Origin of the sequence: Kribbella steppae, from assembly GCF_004342025.1 — a bacterium.
Taxonomy (GTDB): domain Bacteria; phylum Actinomycetota; class Actinomycetes; order Propionibacteriales; family Kribbellaceae; genus Kribbella; species Kribbella steppae.
Genome location: NZ_SLWN01000002.1, coordinates 576,431 through 599,814 on the forward strand (window position 1 = coordinate 576,431; position 23,384 = coordinate 599,814).

At 68.2% G+C, this 23,384-nt stretch carries 24 protein-coding genes; 13 read left to right on the plus strand and 11 right to left on the minus strand.

Annotation, left to right across the window (positions count from 1 at the left end):
- Positions 1 to 34: 34 nt before the first annotated feature.
- Both EV652_RS07670 and EV652_RS07675 read right to left on the minus strand, forming a co-directional pair.
- Positions 35 to 1,405 carry a glutamate mutase L gene (locus EV652_RS07670; protein WP_132208280.1) on the minus strand — a complete coding sequence of 457 codons (1,371 nt, stop codon included), beginning with the start codon at positions 1,403 to 1,405 and terminating at the stop codon, positions 35 to 37.
- Positions 1,406 to 1,408: 3 nt separating this feature from the next.
- On the minus strand, positions 1,409 to 2,563 hold the full coding sequence (locus EV652_RS07675; protein ID WP_132208281.1) for a cystathionine gamma-synthase: 1,155 nt from the start codon (positions 2,561 to 2,563) through the stop codon (positions 1,409 to 1,411).
- A gap of 287 nt (positions 2,564 to 2,850) precedes the next feature.
- On the opposite strand from EV652_RS07675, the gene EV652_RS07680 reads away from it, so the two are divergent.
- The 4 genes from EV652_RS07680 to EV652_RS07695 all read left to right on the plus strand — a co-directional run bounded on the left by EV652_RS07680 (position 2,851) and on the right by EV652_RS07695 (position 5,862).
- Positions 2,851 to 3,432 carry a hypothetical protein gene (locus EV652_RS07680; RefSeq protein WP_132208282.1) on the plus strand — a complete coding sequence of 194 codons (582 nt, stop codon included), beginning with the start codon at positions 2,851 to 2,853 and terminating at the stop codon, positions 3,430 to 3,432.
- An 11-nt stretch (positions 3,433 to 3,443) separates the two neighbouring features.
- On the plus strand, positions 3,444 to 4,844 hold the full coding sequence (locus EV652_RS07685; protein WP_132208283.1) for a hypothetical protein: 1,401 nt from the start codon (positions 3,444 to 3,446) through the stop codon (positions 4,842 to 4,844).
- Positions 4,845 to 5,048: 204 nt separating this feature from the next.
- Positions 5,049 to 5,480 carry an SRPBCC domain-containing protein gene (locus tag EV652_RS07690; RefSeq protein ID WP_132208284.1) on the plus strand — a complete coding sequence of 144 codons (432 nt, stop codon included), beginning with the start codon at positions 5,049 to 5,051 and terminating at the stop codon, positions 5,478 to 5,480.
- Positions 5,470 to 5,862, plus strand: a complete 393-nt coding sequence (locus tag EV652_RS07695; RefSeq protein ID WP_242001624.1) for an ArsR/SmtB family transcription factor — start codon at positions 5,470 to 5,472, stop codon at positions 5,860 to 5,862. Before EV652_RS07690 ends, EV652_RS07695 begins: the two co-directional genes overlap by 11 nt.
- Positions 5,863 to 5,901: 39 nt before the next feature.
- Here EV652_RS07695 and EV652_RS07700 read toward each other — a convergent pair whose 3' ends face one another.
- From EV652_RS07700 to EV652_RS07710, 3 genes are all read right to left on the minus strand, one after another.
- Positions 5,902 to 7,146 carry an endonuclease/exonuclease/phosphatase family protein gene (locus EV652_RS07700; RefSeq protein WP_132208285.1) on the minus strand — a complete coding sequence of 415 codons (1,245 nt, stop codon included), beginning with the start codon at positions 7,144 to 7,146 and terminating at the stop codon, positions 5,902 to 5,904.
- Positions 7,147 to 7,238: 92 nt separating this feature from the next.
- Complete coding sequence (locus EV652_RS07705) at positions 7,239 to 7,538, minus strand: DUF1905 domain-containing protein (protein WP_132208286.1); 300 nt, start codon at positions 7,536 to 7,538, stop codon at positions 7,239 to 7,241.
- Positions 7,539 to 7,595: 57 nt separating this feature from the next.
- Positions 7,596 to 8,162 (minus strand): TetR/AcrR family transcriptional regulator, encoded by a 567-nt coding sequence (locus EV652_RS07710; RefSeq protein WP_132208287.1) that lies wholly within the window; start codon positions 8,160 to 8,162, stop codon positions 7,596 to 7,598.
- Positions 8,163 to 8,301: 139 nt separating this feature from the next.
- Between EV652_RS07710 and EV652_RS07715 the strand changes: the two genes are divergently transcribed.
- Positions 8,302 to 10,461 (plus strand): MMPL family transporter, encoded by a 2,160-nt coding sequence (locus tag EV652_RS07715; protein WP_132208288.1) that lies wholly within the window; start codon positions 8,302 to 8,304, stop codon positions 10,459 to 10,461.
- Positions 10,462 to 10,537: 76 nt separating this feature from the next.
- On the opposite strand, the gene yczE is transcribed toward EV652_RS07715, so the two are convergent.
- The gene (gene yczE, locus EV652_RS07720; protein ID WP_132208289.1) at positions 10,538 to 11,197 is read right to left on the minus strand and encodes a membrane protein YczE; all 660 of its coding nucleotides are present in this window, start codon (positions 11,195 to 11,197) and stop codon (positions 10,538 to 10,540) included.
- Positions 11,198 to 11,259: 62 nt separating this feature from the next.
- Here yczE and yczR point away from each other — a divergent pair, with 62 nt between their 5' ends.
- From yczR to EV652_RS07735, 3 genes are all read left to right on the plus strand, one after another.
- Positions 11,260 to 12,699: a MocR-like transcription factor YczR gene (gene yczR / locus EV652_RS07725; RefSeq protein WP_132208290.1), complete on the plus strand. Its 1,440-nt coding sequence runs from the start codon at positions 11,260 to 11,262 to the stop codon at positions 12,697 to 12,699.
- 90 nt (positions 12,700 to 12,789) lie between these two features.
- A complete protein-coding gene (gene msrA, locus EV652_RS07730; protein WP_132208291.1) occupies positions 12,790 to 13,428 on the plus strand; it encodes a peptide-methionine (S)-S-oxide reductase MsrA in 639 nt (212 codons plus the stop codon).
- 376 nt (positions 13,429 to 13,804) lie between these two features.
- Positions 13,805 to 14,452: a hypothetical protein gene (locus EV652_RS07735; protein WP_132208292.1), complete on the plus strand. Its 648-nt coding sequence runs from the start codon at positions 13,805 to 13,807 to the stop codon at positions 14,450 to 14,452.
- Between the two features lie 270 nt (positions 14,453 to 14,722).
- On the opposite strand, the gene EV652_RS07740 is transcribed toward EV652_RS07735, so the two are convergent.
- Complete coding sequence (locus tag EV652_RS07740) at positions 14,723 to 15,262, minus strand: helix-turn-helix domain-containing protein (protein WP_132208293.1); 540 nt, start codon at positions 15,260 to 15,262, stop codon at positions 14,723 to 14,725.
- 85 nt (positions 15,263 to 15,347) lie between these two features.
- Here EV652_RS07740 and EV652_RS07745 point away from each other — a divergent pair, with 85 nt between their 5' ends.
- Positions 15,348 to 17,297 (plus strand): vWA domain-containing protein, encoded by a 1,950-nt coding sequence (locus tag EV652_RS07745; protein ID WP_132208294.1) that lies wholly within the window; start codon positions 15,348 to 15,350, stop codon positions 17,295 to 17,297.
- Here the strand turns inward: EV652_RS07745 and EV652_RS07750 are convergent.
- Positions 17,284 to 18,723: a serine/threonine-protein kinase gene (locus EV652_RS07750; RefSeq protein ID WP_369410002.1), complete on the minus strand. Its 1,440-nt coding sequence runs from the start codon at positions 18,721 to 18,723 to the stop codon at positions 17,284 to 17,286. The genes EV652_RS07745 and EV652_RS07750 overlap by 14 nt on opposite strands.
- Positions 18,724 to 18,796: 73 nt before the next feature.
- Here EV652_RS07750 and EV652_RS44515 point away from each other — a divergent pair, with 73 nt between their 5' ends.
- Complete coding sequence (locus EV652_RS44515) at positions 18,797 to 18,934, plus strand: hypothetical protein (protein ID WP_199238081.1); 138 nt, start codon at positions 18,797 to 18,799, stop codon at positions 18,932 to 18,934.
- Positions 18,935 to 19,218: 284 nt separating this feature from the next.
- On the opposite strand, the gene bfr is transcribed toward EV652_RS44515, so the two are convergent.
- Both bfr and EV652_RS07765 read right to left on the minus strand, forming a co-directional pair.
- The gene (gene bfr, locus EV652_RS07760) at positions 19,219 to 19,707 is read right to left on the minus strand and encodes a bacterioferritin (protein WP_132208297.1); all 489 of its coding nucleotides are present in this window, start codon (positions 19,705 to 19,707) and stop codon (positions 19,219 to 19,221) included.
- On the minus strand, positions 19,694 to 19,903 hold the full coding sequence (locus tag EV652_RS07765) for a (2Fe-2S)-binding protein (RefSeq protein ID WP_132208298.1): 210 nt from the start codon (positions 19,901 to 19,903) through the stop codon (positions 19,694 to 19,696). The genes bfr and EV652_RS07765 overlap by 14 nt, the downstream gene beginning before the upstream one ends.
- Positions 19,904 to 20,061: 158 nt before the next feature.
- On the opposite strand from EV652_RS07765, the gene EV652_RS43965 reads away from it, so the two are divergent.
- Complete coding sequence (locus EV652_RS43965) at positions 20,062 to 20,202, plus strand: hypothetical protein (protein WP_158441110.1); 141 nt, start codon at positions 20,062 to 20,064, stop codon at positions 20,200 to 20,202.
- A gap of 47 nt (positions 20,203 to 20,249) precedes the next feature.
- Here EV652_RS43965 and EV652_RS07770 read toward each other — a convergent pair whose 3' ends face one another.
- Positions 20,250 to 20,780: a DinB family protein gene (locus tag EV652_RS07770; protein WP_132208299.1), complete on the minus strand. Its 531-nt coding sequence runs from the start codon at positions 20,778 to 20,780 to the stop codon at positions 20,250 to 20,252.
- A 52-nt stretch (positions 20,781 to 20,832) separates the two neighbouring features.
- Between EV652_RS07770 and EV652_RS07775 the strand changes: the two genes are divergently transcribed.
- A complete protein-coding gene (locus EV652_RS07775; RefSeq protein WP_132208300.1) occupies positions 20,833 to 22,515 on the plus strand; it encodes an HD domain-containing phosphohydrolase in 1,683 nt (560 codons plus the stop codon).
- Between the two features lie 56 nt (positions 22,516 to 22,571).
- A complete protein-coding gene (locus EV652_RS07780; protein ID WP_132208301.1) occupies positions 22,572 to 23,285 on the plus strand; it encodes a DUF998 domain-containing protein in 714 nt (237 codons plus the stop codon).
- Positions 23,286 to 23,384 lie beyond the last annotated feature (99 nt).

Below are 23,384 nucleotides of genomic sequence, written 5' to 3' on the forward strand. Positions count from 1 at the left end.
TGCTGCTGAGAGCAGCCTTGCCTTGCTGCTGAGACTAGTGCCCGGTGCGGACCGTTCCATGAATGCGGGCGGCCAGGCCTTGGGCTGCTTGGGGGTCGAGGTCGGCGAGGAGGCCGACGCCGGCGAGCACGTAGTCCTTGTCGACACCGATCGCCGCGCGCTCCGGGACCAGCCAGCCCTCCTCCTGCGCGTTCGCCGCCACGGACCCGAGGATCCGTGCCGCCACGTCCGGCCCGTTGTGCCGCAGTACTCCCCCGGACCCGACCAGCAGATCCACCTCGCGCAGATCCTTGCCGGACCGCTCGATCACCCGGCCGCCCGGCCCGAACACGATCCGCTGCCGGCCCGCATGCCGTCTGAGTGCGACCGTCGCGGCAACCTTCGCCAGCATCTCGTCGTACGACGTCTCGATCGCACTGTCCGGCAGGTATGACGGATCGTCGTGCCGGCGGACCGCAGCCTGGCGAACCACTTCGTCGTCAGGGATCAAGCCGGCCTCGACACCAGCCGCGATCACCGGAACCGCGCTCCATCGCATGCCGAGGTCACCTTCGACGGTCCGCGTCACCGGATGGGTCGCGACCACTTCACGCCCGAGGTTGGCGTCCTCCGGATCGAGCTCGATCACCGAGTGCACGTCGGTGGTCGCCCCGCCGATGTCCACGACCGCCACGTCACCGTGCAATCGGGCCAGCACTTCGACTCCCCGCAGTACGACATCCGGCGTGGCGGCCCGGACCATCCGCGCGAAGGACGGGTCCTTGGACAGGTTCTTCCCACCGATCACGTGGGCGAGGAACATCTCCCGGATCGCGGCCCGTGCGCTGTCCGGCGCGAACACCCCGATCTCGGGTACGACGTTGTCCGCGAGCACATGGGGAACCTCGGCGGCCGCGAGGGTTTCGCCGATCTCCGCCTGGGCCTCGACGTTGCCTGCGACAACGACCGGACGTCGCCACCTGTACTTCGCCAGCGTCTGTGCGGCGGTCAGCAAGACGGCAGAGTTCCCGCCGTCCGTGCCGCCCAGCAGCAGTACGACGTCCGGACGGTCCTTGCGCAGGTCCTTCAGGGACGTTGCCGTCAGCCCACCGTTGACCACGGCAACCACACGGCCGCCGCTGGACAACGCGACCCGACGGCCGGCCTCGGCGGTGACCAGCTCTTCGTTGCCTACGACACCGATTCGGAGGCCGCCGCCCGCACTCGAACAGGCCACCACGTCAGCCTTGGCGACGCCGCGATCGGCTTCCTCGAGCACGGCCCGGCAGGCATGCCAGCCGTCCATCACATCGGTCCCGATCGTGGTGCGGTGCTCGGCTCGGGCGATCAGGTCGCCCGAGCCTGAATCCACCGCGATCGCCTTCGTGAACGTCGACCCGAAGTCGACCGCAACCACGAGGCCCACGGGTTACGCCATCGCGCGGTCGAGGTCCAGCAGCAGGTCGTCGATCGTCTCGATGCCGACGCTCAGCCGGATCAGGTCGGACGGCACCTCGAGCGGCGTACCGGCGACCGAGGCGTGCGTCATCTTGCCCGGGTGCTCGATCAGCGACTCGACACCGCCGAGCGACTCGCCCAGGGTGAAGACCTCCGCCTTGTTGCAGATGTCGATCGCCTGCTGCTCGCCGCCGGAGACCCGGAACGACACGATGCCGCCGTACCGCTTCATCTGCTTGGCGGCGGTCTCGTGACCGGGGTGGCCGTCGATGCCCGGGTAGAGCACCTTGGTGACGGACTTGTGCCGCTGCAGGAAGTCGACGACCCGCTCGGCGTTGTCGCTGTGCCGGTCCATCCGGACGCCCAGGGTCTTGATACCGCGCAGCACCAGCCAGGAGTCGAACGGGCCGGCCACTGCGCCGATCGCGTTCTGGTGGAAGGCGATCTTGTCGATCAGCTCGGCGTCGCGGACGATCAGCGCACCGCCGACGACGTCGGAGTGGCCGCCCATGTACTTCGTGGTCGAGTGAACGACCACGTCCGCACCGAGCTCCAGCGGCTGCTGCAGGTACGGCGACGCGAACGTGTTGTCGACGACCAGCAGAGCACCGGCGTCGTGCGCGATCTGGGCGACGATGGCGATGTCGGCGACGTTGAGCAGCGGGTTGGTCGGGGTCTCCAGCCAGACCACCTTGGTCTTACCCGGGCGGATCGCGGTGCGGATCGCCTCCGGGTGCGTGACCGCGGCGGGCGTCATCTCGACACCCCAGGCGCCGAGCACCTTGGCGAACAGCCGGAACGTGCCGCCGTACGCGTCGTCGGGGAACACCACGTGGTCACCCGGCACGCACAGCGAGCGGATCAGGGTGTCCTCGGCGGCGAGACCACTGGCGAACGCGAAGCCGCGGTTCCCCGCTTCGATCGCGGCCAGACACTCCTCCAGCGCGGTCCGGGTCGGGTTCGCCGACCGGGAGTACTCGTAACCGTTGCGCAGCCCGCCGACGCCGTCCTGCTTGTAGGTGCTGGTCGCGTAGATCGGCGGCACCACCGAACCGGTGGTGGGGTCGGGCTCGTTTCCGGCGTGGATGGCGAGTGTCTCGAAGCCGTAGTGGTGTTCCTTGTTCACCGGACCAGCGTACGGCCTGGTCTGCTACCGCTGACGCGCGCCGTCCACAGGTGAGATGAACCGCTATGTAAGAGATGGATCCAGGTTGTCCACAGACGCGTCGAACCCGCTGGCATCTGACCCACAGCGCGCCATACCGTTGCGGTCAGTGATGACCATCGCCGACGCAGGGTAGTTGCCTGTTGTTGGGGAGTAGTTGCCGCGTGGTTGTCATGGAGTTGCCATGTCGGCGGCATGTAGTTGCCTGGGTCAACGCACGAGCGCAGAAGGAAGGACGACGGCACCGGATGAAGACACAAGCCAGGCCGCTCGACCAGGACGACCTGGCGATGGCGGACCTCGCCGAGGTTCGGGACTGGACCGCAATCGCCGGCCCGGACAACGACGACTCCGGCCCACAGGTCGTCCGTGCGCTCGTCAACCGGGTGATGTCGCAGATCCCGTGGCGCCCCTGGCCACTGGAACCGGGTGAGGTGATCGCGGCCGAGATGGTGTCCTGGGGATTCACCACTCCCCGCGGTACGACGATGATCGTCTTCGACGGCCTGGTCTTCTCCGACTGCCCGGACAGCGGCTGGTCGGCGTACGAGATCGGGCCGGACGACATCGCCGCCGCCGAGGCCGGGCTGGACGCGCACTGGCCGGAGCACCTCGCACTGGCGACCCGGCATTGGGGCCAGCCGGACTACGTGGGTGACGACAGCAGCCCGACCTTCGCCGACGAGTGGGATCCCGGCGCTGGGGCCGGCCGCCGGCATCTGGCTGTCTGGCTGCGGCCGGGCGCGCAGTTCCACCTGTACAGCAACAAGCCCAGCAAGGACCCGCTGACGACGTCTGTCGGGGTCAACTACGCGGTCTACATCGACTAGGAGACCCCTGAATGAGCGAGCCCTCCCAGGAGCCCGGCCGGATCCGCCGCATGTCCAACGGCGTCTCGCGCTGGCGGGAGACCCGGCGCGGCACCAAGACGCTCAAGGCCGCCTACGCCCGGGCCGCGAGCGAGGTGCAGCGGATCGACCCCGTCGTCCGCGAGCGGATCGGCCGCGCCAACCTGACCAAAGCCGACCTGCAGCAACTGGCCACCGCTCACATCGCCGGCCGCTACGGCGAGCAGGAGCACCGCGACCTCTCCCAGCGGCTCGACCAGGCCGCGGCAAGTCGTGTCCCGGCGAACGGGCGGACCAACCGGTTCTCCCGCTGGCGCGCGACCAGACGGGGCACGAAGACGCTCAAGGCCGCCTACGCGCAGGCGGCGCGGGACGTGAAGAAGATGGATGCAGGGATCCGCCGGCAGATCGGCCAGAGCCAGATCAGCCGCTCGGACCTGCAGGCGATGTCACGAAGACACCTGTCGACCGTCTTCCGCCCCGAGGGCCGAACGGGCGGGCCCGCACCCGGGGCGGCGCCCGGCGCGGCTCCTGGAGCTGTGGCCGGGGCCCTTGGAGCGCAGCAATCCCAGCAGGACCCGGCCCAACTGGATGCCCTCAGCGAGCAGATCCTCCGGACCGCACAGCTCCAACTGCAGGCCACCATGCTCCAAAACCAGCGCCTCCAGGAGATCCAGCAACAACTGGCCGACCTCCAACAAGCCCAACAACAAACCACCCAGCCCCAACTCACCCAACCCGGCCAACAACCCCAAGCCGTCCCCGGACAGCAACCGCAGGCCGTCCCCGGACAGCAACCGCAGGCTGTAGCTGGGCAGCAGCCGGAGGTCTCGCGGCCAGAGGCACAGAACCCCGACCATGTCGGGCAGCACGCAGTGGTTCCGTCGGAGCCGCAGGCGCCGGCGCAAACCCAGCCCGCACAGCGGCAAGCCCAAGACCCCGCCCTGGCTGAGCCCCAAGCCGACGTGAGGTCCGACTGGGTTGCCTCAGGCACCGGCCAAGGCACCCGCCAACCCGCCGCCCAACAACCCGCTCCCGAGCAAGAGGCTGGGCAACAGCCAGCAGCACAGGGGCGGGTGCCTGCTGCGCAGCTGTCCCCACGACAGCAGGCGACCGCCGCGCAACAGACTGGTCCAGAGCAGCAGGTCGCGGCTGCAGCCAACCAGCAGTGGACACCCAACCCACAACACGGCGGACCGGACATGTCGCCCCAGAACCAGGCCGACATGAAGGGCGAGGCGAGCAAGCTGCACCACGTCGCCTTCAGCGGCCAGGCTCAACCCACGATCCAGACTGACGGGGAGTCACGCCCCGCCGGCGAGCGTCCGGTCGGCAACGAGGCCCACCGCTCGTCGGGACCAGGCACCGACCGCAAGGACACCAAAGAGCGCTAACCGAAGCAGGCACGCCACGAGCCCCAGCCACACAGAGCCCACGCGCCCGCGGACCTGGGGCTCGCGCGGACCTGGGCTTGCGTGAACCTGGGTGACCCACGTGAACGCCCGGGTGACTTCGTGCCTGGGCGACTGAGCTTGACGCAACCGGGGAGTTGCAATAGGTTTGTGGCAACTGAACGGTTGCTACTTGTGGAGGTTGTGATGGGGTTTCCGGATCGGATCGAGCGGACCGTGGAGATCGGGCATCCGCCGGCGAAGGTGTGGGCTGCGTTGACCACCGCCGAAGGGTTGGGGACGTGGTTCGGGCACCAGGCGACGATCGACCTGCGGCCGGGCGGATCCGCGCAGATGACGTGGACCAGCGGCGACCAGGCCGAGATGCGGATCGAACGGGTCGAGGAGCCGACCACGTTCGGTTTCACCTGGCACATCTACGGTCTGCCGGCCGACGACCCACGCCGTACCTATGTCGAGTTCACCCTCGAGCCCGTCGACGCCGGCACGCGATTGACCGTCATCGAGACCGGCTTCGCCCAGTTGCCGGAGGACGAGTACCGCAAGGCGTTCGAGGCCAACACGGACGGCTGGACGTCCGAGATCGACGAACTGGTCGAATACCTCGATGCAGCCTGACGCTCAGCGCCCCGAGCCGCCCCGAGCAGCCGACAGCAGCGCGGGTACGGCGACCCGCGCCGAGATGGAGGCGGTGGCGGAGCAGGTGTTCGTCGCGCTGGCCGATCCGAGTCGCCGCAGCATCCTGGCCACGCTGGCCTCGGGCGGTCCCGCGACCGCCACGGACCTGGCGGATCGCCTGCCGATCACCCGGCAGGCGATCGCCAAGCACCTGACACTGCTCTCCGACGCCGGGCTCGTCACAGCGGAACACGGCGAGCGCCGCCGCGTGCGGTTCCGTCTGCACTCAGCGCCGATGCAGGTGGCGCAGCAGTTCCTGGCCGCGATGGCCCGCGACTGGGACACCCGCCTCGACGCCCTGAAAGATCACCTCGAGGGCTGACTGGGCCTAGCCGTCGTCAAGCCGGCTAGGCCCGTCCGCTCAGTGCTTGCGGAGGTCGACCCACACCAGCCGATGGTCGCTGGTCGGGAACGGGAAGACCCCGGTCAGCCGCGACAGCGGATCCGCCTGAACCGGCCAGAACACTCCCGCACCCACGGGCCTCAGCTGACGTGACGGCAGCACGTAATCGGCCCGCAGGTTCCCAGGCGCCGGGTTGTCCGCGAAGTCGGCCGTGTCGTACTTCGGATCGCCCTCATGCGACGCATTAGCCCCACCCTGCAGTACGGCGGCCTCCGCCGCACCGGCCGATGTCGGCAACGGGTCGATGATCCGCGGGTGCTCGATCAACTGCTGGATCGAGCCCGGCACCGAGTCCCCGTCGACCGGGTCGCTGTTCTGGTCGCCCGCGATGACGAACGCGCTGCCCGGCCGCAGACCGCCGTACCGGCCGTTGTCGTCATAGATGTACGACGACCGCTTGCCCGGCTGCACGTAGTCGGCCCAGAACCGGATCTCGTCGTGGTTCCGTCGCCCGTTGCGGTCCTCGGCACCGTCGAACGTCGGCGGTGTCGGGTGCGAGACCAGGAAGTGCACGGTGCGCTTGCCGATCTGGATCGGCAGATCCCAGTGCGACTTGCTGGACAGCCGGAAGACGCCGAGCTCGGCCGGCGAGTACCAGTCGGCGGGCGCCGGCGTCGCCGGGTCGTCGGGCAGCAGCGCGCCCGGCATGTCCTTCCACTTGAAGAGCTGGAACGTCCGCACGTGACGGGTGTCGATCGGGTAGCGCGAGTACACGACCATGCCGAACTGCCCCTCGAACACCCCGAACCCGAACGCGTCGTCGCCGCCCGCGACCTGGCCGTCGTTGTTCAGGTCGAATCCACTCGGGATCCCGGTGTTCGACGGCGCGACGTACACGTACGGATAGTTGATCGGCGTCGCACCACCTTGCCCGACCGCCAGATAGTTGGCCTGGAACAGCTTCGCCGCCTGCTGGTTCGGCACGAAGTCGAACTCGTTGATCAACAGCACATCCGGCCGCGTCCGCTGAATGACCTCAGCCACAGCCTTGGCCTGCGCATTGCCGCCAGTACTCAAATCCGCGACCAACTGCCCGGCCGCACCCCGGTTCAAGCTCGCGTTGTACGTCGCCACCCGCACCGAGTCGTGCCGACCACCACCCCCGGACTCCGCGACCCCAACCGCATGCCCCGGCGCGACTACCGCCGTACCAACTCCAAGAACCACTACGAGTGCGCCCACCAGCCCACGCGACCTACGCATAACGCCCCTCCACTCAATGGATCCCCAAACGCTAACCACCGCAGCGTTCGCCCGACCTGAACGCCAAGTGAACTCTCCACAGACCCGCGCCGCTACAGCTCAGCCAACTCCAACCGAGTCTCGACGGCGTCGCCTGGCGTGAGGTCCTCGATAGTGCGGACGGCCTTCTTGACCGGCAGGAGGTAGGTGCCGGTCTTGCTGTCAGGAAACACGGAGGTCTGCCAGACGGTGGAGCCGACCGCGGCGGTGACGCGGACCGAGCCGAAGCCCTTGCGGGTGGCGGCGGTGAGGTGGGCGATGTCGTCGCTGATGTCGGCGGGCACCGAGATGAAGTACCAGCTACCTTCGCCCGGGTGCTGCCACAGTGCCGCCGAGAAGTGGAACGTGGTCACGAAGGCGACCGTAGCGGCCGGCACCGACAAGCGGTCTGGGTACGACGGGCCGCGCAGTCAGGTCGTCTCGGGGGCGGTACCGCGGCGGGCGAGGATGGCGGTGGCGGCATCGAGGAGGACGGCGCGGATCTCGGCATCGGTGACACCGAGGTCGAGTTCGACCGAGATGGCGGCGCCGACGGTTTCGACCGCGGCGGCGGCGCGGAGGCGGTCGGCGGGTGAGGGGTCCGGGCCGGCCAGCCAGAGCTGGAAGCGCCGGCTCTGCGCGATCAGCCTGTCCAGGTCGTCCCCGAACGCGGCCAGTACGGCGGCGATGTCGCGCAGCAGCGTTGGCCCGGTCGATCGGTGCTCGATGACCACGTCGACGTACGCACCGAGCAGTTCACGCTCGGTCTCCGGTGACCACGGCAGCTCGTCGACCTGACTCAGAACCCGGGAGATGTCATCCAGGAAGGTGCCGACGATCGCGCGGAGCAGGTCCTGTTTGGACGAGTAGTGGTAGTACAGCGACGCCTTGGTGATGCCGACCTGCTCGGCGATCTCGCGCAGGCTCGTCTTCTCGTACCCCTGGCTCGAGAACAGTTCGACCGCCGCGCGATGGATCTCGGTCTTGGTGTCTCTCACCCGCTCACGGGGATTCGTCGCGTGCTGCACGTGACCACCCTCTCATTGATCGCGCACCGGGGCCGCTTCCCGTACTTACCGGTCGGCAGGTAGTCTACCAACCGACCGGCAGGTAGACAGAGCCTCAGGAGGGGTTGGGGTGTTCACCAAACTCGGACGATTCGTCGTCCACAACCCGTGGAAGGTGATCGCCGCCTGGGTGATCGCGGCAATCGCCGTGGTCGCCTTCGCGCCGACACTCGCCGACGTGACGAACAAGGACCAGGCGGCCTTCCTGCCCGACAAATACGAGTCGGTGCAGGCGCAGAAGCTGGCCGCGGACGCCTTCGGGCAGACCAACGACGCGACCGCGAGCATCGTGGTCAAGCGCAGCGCGGGCGGCGAACTGACCGCGGCCGACCAGGCCAGGATCACCGAGCTCGCGGCAAAGATCACCGCGGCGAAGATCGACCGCGTGACCGGCGCGATCACCGGCCCGCAGGCGGTCTCGCCGAACAAGCAGGTCCAGATCGTCAGCGTCGGCCTCAAGGGTCTGCCCGACGACCAGGCCGTGCTGGACGCGGTCCAGAAGATCCGCGACGTGACCGGCCCGGCGCTGAGCGGCAACGATCTCGAGTACGGCGTGACCGGCGACGCCGCGCTGTATCTCGACAACCAGGACGCCTTCGAGAACGCGTTCGTCGTGGTCGGTATCGCGACCGTCGTACTGATCATCGGCCTGCTGCTGGTCATCTACCGCAGCCCGGTCGCCGCGCTGCTGCCGATCCTCACGGTCGGCCTGGTGGCCTCGATCGCGCCCGGTCTGATCGCACTGGCCGCGAAGGCCTTCGACCTGCAGGTGACGCAGGATCTGCAGACCATCCTGACCGTCGTGCTGTACGGCGTCGGCACCGACTACATCCTGTTCCTGCTGTTCCGCTACCGGGAACGTCTCCGCGCCGGCGAGCCGTCGAAGGAGGCCCTGGTCAACGCGACCGCGCGGGTCGCCGAGGTGATCGTGTCGGCCGCGGGTGCGATCATCGTCGCCTTCAGCGCCCTGCTACTGGCCGTCTTCGGTGGGTTCAAGAGCCTCGGCCCAGGCCTGGCGATCGCGGTGGCAGTGATGGCGTTCGCCGCGATCACACTGATCCCGGCGGTGGTGTCGCTGCTCGGCCCGAAGGTGTTCTGGCCGTCGAAGTCGTGGCAGAAGACGCCGAAGGGCGCGATGTTCAAGCGATTCGGCCGGTTCACCGCTCGCCGCCCGGCGGTGGTGGCCGTGGTCTCCGGCGGCCTGATGGTCGCCCTCGCCCTCGGCGCGTTGGGGATGAAGGTCGACTACGACGCGTTCAGCCAACTGCCGGACGGCACCGAGTCCGCCCGCGCGATCAAGGATCTGCAGGCCGGTTTCCCGGCCGGCGCGCTCAACCCCACCACGGTCTACGTCCGCAGCACCGACGGTACGCCGCTCGATCCGGCCGAACTCACGACGTACGCCGGGAAACTCGCCAAGGTGGACGGTGTCGGCGCCGTACTCCCGGCCGGTGCGGACGGCAGCCTGGCGTTGCTCAACCCGGACAAGACGGTTGCCCAGATCAACGTCGTACTGGACGGCGCGCCGTACGCGACGTCGTCGCTGGACCTGGTCGACGGGAAGCTGCGCGACGTCGCGCACGCCGACGCGCCGGCCGGGTCGACCGCCCTGCTCGGCGGGGTGACCGCGAGCTACACCGACATCCGGGACGCGAACAGCCGGGACCTCTCGGTCATCTTCCCGGTCGCCGGCGGGCTGATCGCGATCATCCTGGCGCTGCTGCTGCGGTCGCTGCTGGCCCCGATCGTGCTGATGGTCGCCGTGGTGCTGAGCTTCTTCAGCTCGATCGGTGCGACGGTGTTCGTCTTCCAGGGCGCCGCCGGGCACGCCGGGGTGACGTTCTCGCTGCCGATCATGCTGTACCTGTTCGTCGTTGCCATCGGCACCGACTACAACATCCTGATGATCGCCCGATTGCGGGAGGAGGCGGAGCAGGGCACCGAGCCGCGGGAGGCCGCCGACCTGGCGATCGAGCACGGCGGTCCGTCGGTGGCGGCGGCCGGGCTGATCCTGGCCGGCACGTTCTCGTCGCTGATGCTGGCCGGGATGGCGCTGCTCACCGAGATGGGCTTCTCGGTCGCGGCCGGCATCGTGATCTCCGCCTTCCTGATGTCGATCTTCCTGGTCCCGAGCGTCACCGCGCTGCTGGGAACCAAGGCCTGGTGGCCGCGCAAGATCAAGCAGCCCTCGAAGGCTCCGGACGAACGCTCCTTGGAACCCGTCGGTTGATCATCCACAGTCCGCAGGCAGAGGGGTCCTGCGAAACAACGGAGTCCCGGGCCACCTGGCCCGGGACCCCGTTGGTCTATTGAGCTTTGAGTCGAACCGTGAAGATCGGCAGCAGGAAGTGCACGAGCGGTCCGATGGCCAAGGCGTAGAAGACGGTGCCGATGCCGATCACGCCGCCGAGGAGGAAGCCGACCGCGAGAACGGTCACCTCGATCGTGGTCCGAACCAGGCGGACGCTCAGGCCGGTATGTCGTACCAGGCCCGTCATCAGCCCATCACGCGGACCGGGACCGAACTGCGCACCGATGTAGAGCGCACCCGCGAGCGCGTTGACCACGACGCCGGCGACCATGAAGACGATCCGCAGCCAGAGCGCATCCGGCCGGTCGACCGTAGCCAGCGTCAGGTCGGTCACCAGACCGATCACGATCGCGTTGCTGATGGTGCCGAGTCCGGGCCACTGCCGCAGTGGGATCCAGGCCAGCAGGACGACGAAGCTCATCGCGATCACCACCGTGCCGAAGCTCAGCGGCAGGTGCTGGGTGATGCCGGAGTGCAGCACGTCCCACGGGTCCAGGCCGAGGTTGCCCTGGATCATCAGGCCCATCGAGGCGCCGTACAGGGTCAGGCCGACGTACAGCTGGACCAGGCGGCGGGGAAGGTGGCCTGCTTTCAGCTGCTGGATCGGGTTCAGCGCGGCGAGTTGGCGGGGTGGGGCATCGGAAGTGGCGGTCACGTACTTCAGTCTGCGAGCAAGTGGCCTGGCATTCGATAGCCAATTGCGCGATAGTGGACTGCATGAAGGGGCAATATCTTCCCGCCAGCACGCTCTCCGGCCTGCTCGGGGCGTGGTCGGACGGGACTGGACCGGCGTACCGGCTACTGGCTGAGCGGCTCCGGCTGCTGATCGCGGACGGGCGGATCATGCCCGGGTCGCGGCTGCCGAGTGAGCGAGAGTTGACCGACGCGCTCGGTGTCAGCCGTACGACGGTCGCCTCGGCGTACCGCGAGTTGCGCGACAGCGGCTACCTGCTTTCGCGCCGCGGCTCGGGAAGCGTGACCGCGCTCCCGTCGAAGGTCGAGCCTGAGCTCGGCCGGCACCATGCTCCGGGGATCGACACCGACGGCCTGTACGACTTCACGTGTGCTGCGCCGAGCGCCGTACCGGGGATCAGTGCAGCGGTCGCTGAGGCCACGGCGAATTTGCCAGTGCATCTGGCGACGCCGGGGTATCACCCGCAGGGTCTGCCCGTACTGCGGGCGGAGATCGCAGCTGCCTACGAGGAACGCGGTCTGCCGACGTCGCCGGACCAGATCATCATCACCGCGGGTGCGCTCGCCGCGACGTCGATCGCGGTCCGGGCGATCACCCAGATCGGCGACCGGGTGCTGACCGAGAGCCCGACCCACCCGAACTCGGTGGACTCGATCCGACGCAGCGGTTGCCGTGTGGTCGCCGTACCGACGAGTCCTGGCGGCTGGGACCTTCCTTTGCTAGAGGCAACGATCAGGCAGTCGGCGCCGCGGGCGGCCTGGCTGGTGGTGGATTTCCAGAACCCGACCGGATGGTTGATGCCGGCCGCGGACCGGCAGCGGCTGGCGATCGCGTTCGCGCGCGCCCGGACGACGGCGATCGTGGACGAGACGCTGTTCGAGCTGTCGCTGGACGGGCAGGAGATGCCGCCGCCGTTCGCGTCGTACGACCCGGCCGGCGTGATCACGGTCGGCTCGGTGAGCAAGTCGTTCTGGGGCGGGCTGCGGATCGGCTGGATGCGAGTGCCGGAGCCGCTGATCGCGCGCGTCCTCGATGCGAAGGCGTCGATGGATCTCGGTGCACCCGTGCTGGATCAACTCGTGGTCGCCGGGCTGTTGCGGCGGCGGTCGACGATCCTGCCCGAGCGCCGGCTCGAGATCGCGCGCCGGCGCGACGCGCTGGCGTCTGCCGTGTCGGAGTTCCTGCCGTCGTGGCGGTTCCAGTTGCCGGGTGGCGGGTTGTCGCTGTGGTGCGAGCTGCCGGAGCCGGTCGGTTCTTCACTGGTCGGTGTGGCGCAACGCAACGGCGTACTGCTCGTGGCCGGCTCCCGCTTCTCCCCCGACGGCGGCCTGGAGTCCTTCATCCGCTTGCCCTTCACCCTCGACCCGGACGCCCTCCGCGACGGCGTCGAGCGACTAGCAGCGTCGTACAACGGCTTGACCGCCGGTTCACCGCTCCGCCGACCCGCCGCAATGATCGCCTGAGCACGTCAGCGTGCCGTAATCGGGTGGGGGAAGGTTCACCCCGCAAGGGGCGTTGGGAGACTATGAGAGTCACTCTGCGAGAGGCGTGAGATGTCGTTCTTCAAGCGCAACACAGCCCTGGTCGAGCCCGAGGCCGCTCTGCCCGGCCGGCCGGAGCCCGGTTACCCCGTTCCGGCCGAGAACATCGTTCTCGGTACGCCGCAGACGGTCGCTGCCCCTGAGGGGTACGAGGAGGTCTGGTTCGGCACCGGGTGTTTCTGGGGTACCGAGGAGATCTTCTGGCAGCAGCCCGGGGTCTACACGACCGCGGTCGGCTACGCGGGTGGGTACACGCCCAACCCGTCGTACGAGGAGGTCTGCACCGGCGGCACCGGCCACACCGAGGCCGTCCGGATCGTCTACGACCCGACCAAGACCACCTTCACCAACCTGCTGAAGGTCTTCTGGGAAACCCACGACCCGACCCAGGGCATGCGCCAGGGCAACGACCTGGGCTCCCAGTACCGCTCGGCCGTCTACTACACCAACGACGCCCAGCGCGCCGAGGCCGAGCGCACCCGGGACCTCTACGCCCCCGTCATCGCCGAGCGCGGCTACGACGCCATCACCACCGAGATCGCCCCGGCCACCACCTTCTACTACGCCGAGGGCTACCACCAGCAGTACCTCCACAAGAACCCCAACGGCTACCGCTGCCACAGCAACACCGGCGTACCGTTCCCTGCCTGAAGCTCTTGAAGGCGGCCCCCACCGGTTGGTGGGGGCCGCCTTCGTTTGCAGGAAGTGGCAAAGGAAGGCGGTTTGGTCCGGAGGGGGCGCTATCGTCTGCGGTCCGGGGTTGAGGATTGTGGAGGGATGGGGCGGATGGGCGTGCGGCGACTCGGTTTGGTTCTGGGTGGGGTTGGAGTGTTGGTGGCTAGCGGGTTGCCAGGGCCGGCGCAGGCTGCTGTTGCCGATTCGGTGCCGTGCATCAATCGGATTGTTTGGACTGACAGTGCGCACGCCGTGCAGGAGGCTGACGTCCTCGCTGCAAAAGCCGCCGCGAGTCTGGGATCGCTATCAGGTTGCGCAGTTCGTGCCGGTCCGGGCGATGTCCACCTGGTACATGTCGACGACGCGTCAGGGTGAGCAGTACTCCTATGGGCTGCTGCTGCAGGGCGGGAACCTGTACCGGCACTCGACCATCACCCCGCCGGGTAGCCGGGCACGGGTGACCGCGACCAAGCTCGGCGGCGGGTGGACGAGCTTCAAGGCGATCGCCACGTCGAACTACGCCGACCCGCTGGGTCGCAAGCACTCGTTCCTGTACGGCCTGAACACCAACGGGAACCTCTACCGGTACGCGGCGAGCGGTACCGGCTACAAGGCGTACGGCTCGTTCGGTGGGTTCAAGAGCTTCAAGACGATGGCGATGATCAGCCAGCAGCCGACGTACGACACGCTCCTGATGACGACCACCGCCGGGGCGCTCTACACAATCCACATCCCGACCACCGCGACGGCGAAGCCGGTCGTCAAGCTGATCCGCAAGTCCGGCTGGTCCTCCTTCGAGTCGCTCCTGGTCGAGCACTGCGGCAACAACTACGGGTCCGTCGTCGTGGGCATCGACCACAACACCGACTCCGGCTACCAGTACGCCTTCAGCAGGGCCAAGGGCACGGCAACCGCGATCACGTCGTACGGCAGGATCCCAGTCGCCTTCACCGGCGCAGTCCACGCCTCCCGGACCAACGCCTGGCTGGACGGCGAATAGCCGGGCCAAGCAGCACGCACCTTGCCACCCACCAATCTGCTCTACCCAGCCCGACGCACACCCGCCCTCGCCTGACCAGGACTGGTCGGGCGAGGTTAGTGAGTGGTGGCGGTCAGGGGCCGCGCGATGCGAACCGGCCACGGCACGCAGCACCTCACGAAGTACCGCAGTAGTACTAGGTGCTATCCGATGTGGGCCAGGTGGCCGTGAGGCTCTCGTGCCGCACTCATTAGGAGTGGAGGTGGTGCGCGCGTAGTACCGGGGGAGGTGTCAGCGGCGGTTGGTGAGGTTTGCGTAGTAGGCGCGGGCGTCCTGTGTTCGGCCGGCGCCGAGTACTCGAAGTGCCTCTGCTAGCTCGGGGTATCGGTCGTCCAGCAGTTCGGCGGCTCCTTGGAGATCGCTTGCGGAGGCGACGTCCCGGAGTAGCGACTGGATGGCCGTGACCGGGTCGGCGGAGGCTGCTGGGTCAGTTGGGGCCTCTCGGGTTTGATCGACGGTGAGGGTCGATCGCTGCGCCGCACGAACCTCCTCGACCCTGCGAACCTGCTCAGCCGACGGCAGGGAGTCCCAGCCAGGCTCGTTCACTGTCGCCTCCAGTTGGAGCAGGCGCGACAGCACGGCCGGATTGCTGATCTTGGCGCGCTGGCCGGACATCAGCTGCGACAGCATCGGAGCGGACAGGCCGAGTACGCCGGCGAGTTGCGCCTGGGAGAGGTCGAGATGACCGAGCAAGCGACGGAACCGTTCGCCCAGCGGTTCGCCGTACCACTCCAGCTGCAGCTTGAGGTTCCGTGCGTACAGGTCGGTCACAGGCACCTCCGTGTTACTGTTTGCAAATTGCATATGCAAACGCTAGGTTATCGCATATTCACCGCTCAATGCCTCTGGAGACGCCATGATACGACGCCTCGCCGCCCTGGCTGCGTTACCCGCTCTCACCGTGACGTTCGCGTTCGGAAATGCTTCGACGGCCGCTGCCGAGGGCGAGCTGTCGCCGGTGATGGTGGTCTTGGACTCCTCCGGCTCGATGACCGCCCGCGACGTAGGCGGCAGCGGGACCCGGATGGACGCCGCGAAACGAGCCGTCGTCTCGATGATCGACGGGTTGCCGGCCCAGGCTCCGGTCGGTATGGCGATCTACGGCGCAGGCACCGGATCAAGCGGGGCGGAGAAGGCCGCCGGCTGTCGCGACGTCCGGGTCGTCCAGCCGGTGAAGGCGATCGACAAACCCGCCCTCAAGGCAGCGGTGAACGCGACGAAGGCCAGCGGCTATACGCCGATCGGCCAGTCGCTGCGAGTCGCGGCCGCTCAGCTTCCGAAGGAGGGGCAGCGGTCGATCGTGCTGGTGTCCGACGGTGAGGACACCTGTGCGCCGCCGCAGCCGTGCGAGGTGGCGAAGGAGCTCAGCAAGCAGGGAGTCGACCTGCACGTGCACGCGATCGGCTTCCGTGTCGACGCGAAGGCGCGGGCCCAGCTCGCGTGCATCGCGCAGAACACCGGCGGGACCTATCACGATGCCGCCGACGCCGACTCGCTGCTCGGCGTACTGGGCCGGGTGACCGACCGAGCGCTGCGGCACTACGAACCGACCGGCGTGCCGATCACCGGTACCGCGGATCCGTTCACGGCGCCGGCGATGACGCCCGGCCAATACCTGGACACGCTGAGCCCGGTCGAGGAACGCTTCTACGCGGCCGAGTTGAAGGCAGGTGACACCGCGTACTTCGCGGCGACGGCGGTCTTTCCGCGGGGCAACCCGCGCGAGATCGAGGTCTTGGACATCAAGATCACCGGACCGGGTGGAGCGGACTGCTACACGCGCGAGCGTGAGCTGCACACCCGGGCGAAGGACGACGGTGGCGCGCTGACCTCGGTTCTCAGCTGGAACGGGACTGTGGCCGGCTCGTCGAAGCCAAAGGGCTGCAGCGTGCCCGGCAAGTACGTATTCCGGGTCACCCGGGACGCGAAGGACGGCACCGATCGCGTGCCGCTGGAGCTGCAGTTGCGGATCGAGCCGCCGGTGACCGGCAGCCTCGGTGAGCCGGCGCAGACCGGCCTTGTCAGTTTCGCGCAGCAGCCGGCCGGCGCTGTTCGTCCGGTCCGCGGCGGTGGTTCGTTCAACGAGGCGACCTCTCTGACGGGCTCCGGTCGCTACGGCGAGACGATCTACAACGGCGAAGAGCTGTTCTACCGCGTGAAGCTCGACTGGGGGCAGGGTCTGGCCTATCGCGTCACCTTCGGTGCCGTTCCGGATGCGCAGACGACCAACATCCGTACCGGCCTGTTCAGCCCGGTCCGCTCGGAGATGAAGTTCGACACGACGGCCTACACCGGTACGACGAACATCCTGCCGTCGAGCGGCAAGGCGATCGCCACCCCGCGAACGGCGTACCTGAACCGCAACGCCGGCGACGCGCTGCTCCGCAAGGCGAGTGTCGACGGCTGGTACTACATCGTGGTCAAGCTGGGTACTCCCTTCGGCGACCACCAGCCGGGCGGCGTACCGGTGACGATGGACGTGGCGGTCGCGGGCGACAAGGTCGCTGGACCCGAGTACGGCGCGTCGACCGGTGAGACCCCTGCGACCCCGACCTCGACCCCGTCGGCCGGCCAGAGCGAGCCGACCCCCTCGGGGGCCGGTACTACGGCAGGCCAAGGATCCGGTGGCGACACCAAGCCGGTGGCGGCCGAGACTTCCTCGCCACTGCCCTGGATCATCCTCGGCGCCGCGCTCGTGCTGGGTATTGCGGTCGTCATCGCGGCGCTGATCCTTCGCCGTCGCAAGTCTCCGATGCCGCCGATGTATCCGAACGGGCCGGGGCAAGGCTGGTCTAACCAGCCTTGACCCAGCGGTAGGAGGAACCCTGCTGGCGGCACACGACCCGGGTGCCGCCAGCAGTCGTCTCGATGCTGCCAGCCTCTTGCCAACCGCACGCTCCGCCGACCTTCACTTCAGCGTTCGGCGACGGCGTGACGGGCCTGGTGCCGATCGTCTGCGGGGTGGACGACTGATTCGGCGATGGCGTCTTCTTGCCCGCCTGGTCCCCGTCGAGAGCCAGAACCGCGATCACGGCCGCCGCCACGAGCACCGCAACGCTGGACGCGGCCAGTACGACGCGACGCCTTCCCGGAGCCGGCCTGCCTTCGGGCGGCTGGGGCAGTCCGGCCAGTTGGGGCAGCTCGGTTGGCTGGAACAGCCTGGCTGGTTGGGGCAGCTCGGTTGACTGGGCCGACTCGGCCGGCGTTGGGGAGTTTGGTGGTTCTGGATGGTCCGGGGGCTTGGGTGTCTCGGCGAGAGCCGCGTACGGTCCGGGAAGTGGCGGGAGGTGGTCGAAGACCTCGATCGGTTCTCCGTCGAGCGTGAACGCCGGGAGTTTCAACGGTTCCGCCAGAAGTGGCGCAAGCGCCGCCAGCGCGTCCTTGGCCGAGGGGGTGCGGTCAGCCGCCTCGGGGTGCGCCAGGCTCTCGACGACACGCCACAGGACGCTTTCGTCGGCCGCATCCGCAGGACGGCTCGGCGGTGGGCCGGTGGCCGGTGGTTCCTCGCCGGTCAGGAGTTGCCAGCCCGTGACGCCCGCGGCGTACAGGTCCTGGCTGATGGAAGGCGGCTCGCCGGCGAGCGCCTCGGGTGCGACGTACCCCGGCGTGCCGACGACCGCGCCGTGCTGGGTGAGGCGCGGTTCTCCCAGCGACAACGCGATGCCGAAGTCGCTCAGCCGGAGTACGGGACGACCGGTACCGGTGATTTCGAGCAGGAGGTTCGCCGGCTTGATGTCCCGGTGGACCAGCCCGGCGGCGTGGACCTGATCGAGCGCGCCCAGCAACTGCGCCAGCAGCTCAGCCGCATAGCGCTCGGGCAGCGGACCGAAGTCTGCGACCAGACTACTCACCGAACCACCACCGACCAGGTCCATGGCCAGCAGAGCCTGATCGTCCTCGGCCACCCAGCTGTATGGGCTCAGCACATGCGGGTGATCCAGCCGGAGCCTCTGCTCGCGAACGAACCGAAGCATGGATCCCGCATGCCGCTGCCGAAGCACCTTCGCAGCGCAGAGCCGCCCCAGCCGACGATCCCAAGCACGCCAGACCACACTGTTGCCACCTGCATCAACCGGGTCGATGAGCTCAAACCGCCCGGCAAACACGTCACCCACCACGACCCTCCGCTCACCTGGTCCAAAGCACCCCGACGATAGATCAGGTACGGCGTCCCCCACGCGCCCGCCACCTCCGCTGTCTACGTCGCTCCGGCTCTGGGCGCTCCCACCCACCTTGGTGAAGCGCTCCTGCGTCGCTCCGGCTCCAGCCTCCAAATTTCATGCCGGTTCGGCGTGTCGCTGAACCGTGTTCTGGCTGCCTTCTGATGCCGGTGTCCTTGCCGGTGCGGATCCGGTCTTCGACTCGGGCGTGGCCGCGGTGGCGCATCTCGAGGTCGGCGAGTTGGCCGCCGCGGGTGGCGGTGAGGAAGGCGGTGAAAGCTGAGCTCGTAGTCACGCTAGGGCGCCGTCCGCGCGACGGCGCCCTCGTCGTACGTCGACGCCGCTCGGCCGTCGTACGACCACGAAATCAACGGCGTTACGAGTCCGAACGCGGGCCGAGGATGCTGTGTACGATCGCGCCCGCGGGAATCTCCGAGGTCCCGTGTTCTCTCTCGTATCAGCTCCAGCAGTTTCGTTCGGAGCTCGTGGGCCGGTTCGCCAAGGCCGATCGCGCTGAGGACCAACGCTCGAGGCTGCCATCACCGCCGCAACACCGACTTATGAGGTTCAGGCGGGGGATTTGTCGGGGTCGATTTGCTGGGCGAGGTACTGCTGGGGGCCGACTCGTTGGATCGCGTCGAGTTGGGTTTCGAACCAGTCGACGTGTTTCTCCTCGTCGCGGACCATCTCCTCGAAGACGGCGGCGGTGCCGTGGTCGCCGAGGTCGTGGCACTCCTTCGCGGAGGCGTTGAACTTCGCCACCGCGGAGTGCTCGCTCTCGAGGCCCAGCCGGAGCATCTCCTGGGCGTCCTCACCGACCGTCACGGCGCCCAGCTTCTGCAGGTTCGGGTGACCGTCGAACAGCAGGATGCGGTTGATCAGCGCGTCGGCGTCTTTCATCTCGTCGATGGACAGGTCGTAGAAGACCTTCCCCAGCCGGCTGAATCCCCAGTTGTCGAGCATCCTGGCTTCCAGGAAGTACCCGTTGATCACCGTCAGCTCGAGCGTCAGCGCCTCGTTGAGCAGTACGACGACGCGTGGGTTAACCGGTTGCACCTGCCACCTCCGTGAACGATGGTGCCGGGACCGACCTCCCATGCTGGCACAACAACCGCTTGAGCGAGAAGACGCAGCCACCACAGTTCCGCCCGGCCCCGGTCGCCCCGCACACCTGCGCGACCGTGCTAGCGCCGTCCTCGATGCTCTCGAGGACCTCCCGGTCGCTGACGACCTCACAATGGCAGACGATCACGCAGGTGAGGCTACCCTAACCTCCAGGCCAGACACGACCGCGGCCCGAGCAGTCCCGGATATCGGACCCAACTGATCCTGCTGCATCGACGAGGGCGTGCGCGATCTAGGGGCATCCTCTTCGCCTTCGGCTCGCGCTTCGGCCGCCATGCCCTCTACGTGAAGGACACCGACGACTACGCCGGCGAACCGCCGTACCGGTTCACCGGCGGCAGGATCAACCGGGTCGCGATCGACGTCAGCGGCGACTCGTACCTCGACCTCGAACGTGAAGCCGCCCTCATGCTCCTGCGCGAGTAGGCGTGGTGAGGGCACCACCCGCTGCGGTGGTGCCCTCGGCCGTGACGTCAGCCCATGGATTTTTGGCCGTCGATGGTTTCGCGGATGATGTCGGCGTGGCCGGCGTGTTGGGCGGTTTCGGCGGCGATGTGGAGGAGGACGCGGCGGACCGACCAGAAGACGCCCGGCGGCTGCCACGGGGCGGCCGGGAGTTCGTAGGTCTTGTCGAGGTCGAGGGTGCGGACGAGGTCGTCGGTGGCGGCCGCGACCTTCTCGTACTCCGCCAGTACGCCGGCCAGCGTCTCCCCGTCGGTGAGCCGGAACTGGCTCTCCCACTCGGCGATCAGCTCCGGGGTGAACTCGATCTCCTCCGGCACCTCCTCGCCGCCGCCCGCCTGAGCGAACTCGGCCCACTTGCGCTCGACCGCGGTGACGTGCTTGATCAGCCCACCGACCGTCAGCGCGCTGACGGTACTGCGCGTGTTCGCCTGCTCGTCGGACAGACCGTCGGCAGTGTGCCGAAGGAAGTACCGATGCTTGCCAAGGAAGTCGAGGATGTCAGCCCGCTCACCGGTCACGATCTGCTCGTTCGTCGTCATACATCGACCCTAAGATCCATAGCGGCCAGCTTCTGACCTCTACTCGGAGACGATGGCGATCTCCTCGCCCTTCGAGCCTGACTTCTGGTACGACGTCGGACGGGCTGTGCTCGACAGCAGGGCGGCGTACGGTCGAGGTGTGGCAGGTGAGCCGGCCCGGATCCAGGACGAGATCCGTACCGCCGAGGTGATCGCGTCACTGTGCCTGGCAACGGATCTCGGCATGGGGCTTCCGCTCGAGCACGGCCTGCAGAGCACCCAGTTCGCGATGCGGCTTGCCGATCGTCTGGGGGTCGACTCCGCAACCGCGTCGCAGACCTACTACGGATGCCTGCTGTTCTACGTCGGGTGCACTGTGGACGCCGAGATCAGCGCCGAGTTGTTCAAGGGCGATCTGCTCACGAACTTCAACTCGGTGATGTTCGGGTCCCCCGCGCAAACGATGGCCGGCATCCTGCGCGCATTGGCCGATCCAGAAAGCCCGATGCCTGTCCGCGCACTGCAGGCGGCCGGCCGCCTGCCGACGGCGGTTCGGGGTCATCGCCGTCACATCGCCGCGATGTGCGAGGTCGCCCAGCTCCTGAGCGAACGGCTCGGTGTGTCGCCCGAGGTGCAACAACTATTCGCCCACCTCACCGATCGTTGGGACGGCAAAGGCCAGCCTGGTGGCCTCCAGGGCGAGGAGATGGCACTCCCGTTACGGATCATCCACGTGGCGCGCGACGCCGCTCTGCAGCGCATGATCGGTGGCGTGGACCATGCCGCACGTGTGGTCCGGGAGCGAGCCGGAGGCGCCTTCGATCCAGCGATAGCGGCGCGACTGGCGGATGAGGCGACCGACGTCCTGGCGCTCGACGACGAGCGGTCTGCCTGGGACGACGTCCTCGCGGCCGAGCCCACTCCTCAGCTGACGTTGCGGGGCGAGGCGATCGACCGGGCGCTCGCGGCGATGGGTGACTTCGCTGATCTGGCTTCGACGTACCTGGTCGGTCACTCGGCGGGTGTCGCGGAGCTGGCCGAGGCCGCGGCACAGCGGTGCGGCTTTCCACCTGGCGACGTGGTGGCGACACGGCGGGCCGCGCTCGTCCACGACGTGGGGCGCGTCGCGGTCTCCGTCCTTATCTGGCAGAAGGCCGGGCGGTTGTCGCCGCACGAGTGGGAACAGGTCAGGCTGCACGCGTACCACTCCGAACGCGTCCTGTGCCGATCGCCATTTCTCGCATCTCTTGTTCCGGTGGCGACGTACCACCACGAGCGGCTCGACGGCGCCGGCTATCACCGCGGGGCGACAGTGGCTGCCCTCACGCCTCCGGCGCGCCTGCTCGCCGCCGCGGACGTGTACCACGCACTGACCGAGCAGCGTCCGCACCGCGCCGCGCTGACGCCGGAGCAGGCGGCTGACCTGCTCGGCCAAGAGGCGCGCGGTGGGCGGCTGGACGCCGACAGCGTCGCCGCGGTACTCGACGCGGCCGGGCATCGGACCCGGCGTGTCACCCGGCCCGCGGGGTTGACCGAGCGAGAGGCCGAGGTCGTCGGACTACTCGCCCGCGGCTTGCAGACAAAGCAGATCGCGCGCGTGCTCGGGATCTCAGCCAAGACCGCGGACCGCCATATCCAGAACGCCTACGCCAAGATCGGCATCTCGACCCGAGCTGCTGCCACCGTGTTCGCGATGCAGCACGGTCTCGCCGCATGGGGAGAACTCCCGATGGTTCCAACCGGTGGCCGACCGTAGCGTCGCAGACGAGCGCACCCGGCAGATCGATCGGGTGCCGTCAGACGGAGGCGGTCATGAGTGCTCTGCAGGACGCGCACAGGCGAAACCAAGAGTCGGCCGGCGGCCGTCTCCAGGAGCGGCCGGACTGGTCCCTCTCCTTGGCGGCCTGGGCCGGCATCATCGGCCCGGTTCTGTTCACCGCGACGTTCTTGGCCCAGGAGGCTTTCCGCAGGAGCGAGTACAGCCCGCTCGCTGAGCCGGTCAGCGCGCTGGAGGCCGGACCCAACGGATGGATTCAGCAGGTCAACTTCGTCGTGTTCGGCCTGCTCACGATCGCCTGCGCGGTGGGACTGCACCGCGGCCTGCAGCCGACGAGGGCGGGTATCGCCGGCCCTGCGTTGCTGTTCCTCAGCGGGATCGGTTGTCTGCTCGCCGCGACCTTCCCGCTGCGGCAGGACGCCGCCGGCGTGACCTACGACCCGGGCGGCCACATCGTCGCCGGGTTCCTGTTCTTCATGACAAGCGCAGTCGGACTGATCGTCGTGTCGCGTCGACTGGCGCATGATCCAAGGTGGCGGAGCCTCGCGACGTACTCGCTCGTCACCGGGATCGTCGCACTCGTTGGCTTCCTCGCAGGTGGAGGACTCGTGATGCCGGATGGCGCTCCCCTGCACGACTGGGCCGGCTTGTATCAGCGAGTGCTGGTCGTCGCCGTCGTGTTCCCCTGCCGCATCCTCCTCTCGATCAGGTTGCTTGCCACAGCAACACCGGCGTCCCATCCCAGCTGACGTCTAGCTAGTGCGACGGATGAGCGTACCGACCGACAGGACGTAGTAATGGTCACTAGGCGCCGCCCCGCTGACAGCCTGGCGAGAGACGCCCACTCC

Excerpts from the sequence above, each read along its gene's own strand:
- EV652_RS07680 (WP_132208282.1), top strand. The coding sequence starts at position 2,851 with ATGAAGACACAAGCCAGGCCGCTCGACCAGGACGACCTGGCGATGGCG.
- EV652_RS07685 (WP_132208283.1), top strand. The coding sequence starts at position 3,444 with ATGAGCGAGCCCTCCCAGGAGCCCGGCCGGATCCGCCGCATGTCCAAC.
- EV652_RS07690 (WP_132208284.1), top strand. The coding sequence starts at position 5,049 with ATGGGGTTTCCGGATCGGATCGAGCGGACCGTGGAGATCGGGCATCCG.
- EV652_RS07695 (WP_242001624.1), top strand. The coding sequence starts at position 5,470 with ATGCAGCCTGACGCTCAGCGCCCCGAGCCGCCCCGAGCAGCCGACAGC.
- EV652_RS07700 (WP_132208285.1), bottom strand. The coding sequence starts at position 7,146 with ATGCGTAGGTCGCGTGGGCTGGTGGGCGCACTCGTAGTGGTTCTTGGA.
- yczR (WP_132208290.1), top strand. The coding sequence starts at position 11,260 with ATGAAGGGGCAATATCTTCCCGCCAGCACGCTCTCCGGCCTGCTCGGG.
- msrA (WP_132208291.1), top strand. The coding sequence starts at position 12,790 with ATGTCGTTCTTCAAGCGCAACACAGCCCTGGTCGAGCCCGAGGCCGCT.
- EV652_RS07735 (WP_132208292.1), top strand. The coding sequence starts at position 13,805 with ATGTCGACGACGCGTCAGGGTGAGCAGTACTCCTATGGGCTGCTGCTG.
- EV652_RS07745 (WP_132208294.1), top strand. The coding sequence starts at position 15,348 with ATGATACGACGCCTCGCCGCCCTGGCTGCGTTACCCGCTCTCACCGTG.
- EV652_RS07770 (WP_132208299.1), bottom strand. The coding sequence starts at position 20,780 with ATGACGACGAACGAGCAGATCGTGACCGGTGAGCGGGCTGACATCCTC.
- EV652_RS07775 (WP_132208300.1), top strand. The coding sequence starts at position 20,833 with ATGGCGATCTCCTCGCCCTTCGAGCCTGACTTCTGGTACGACGTCGGA.
- EV652_RS07780 (WP_132208301.1), top strand. The coding sequence starts at position 22,572 with ATGAGTGCTCTGCAGGACGCGCACAGGCGAAACCAAGAGTCGGCCGGC.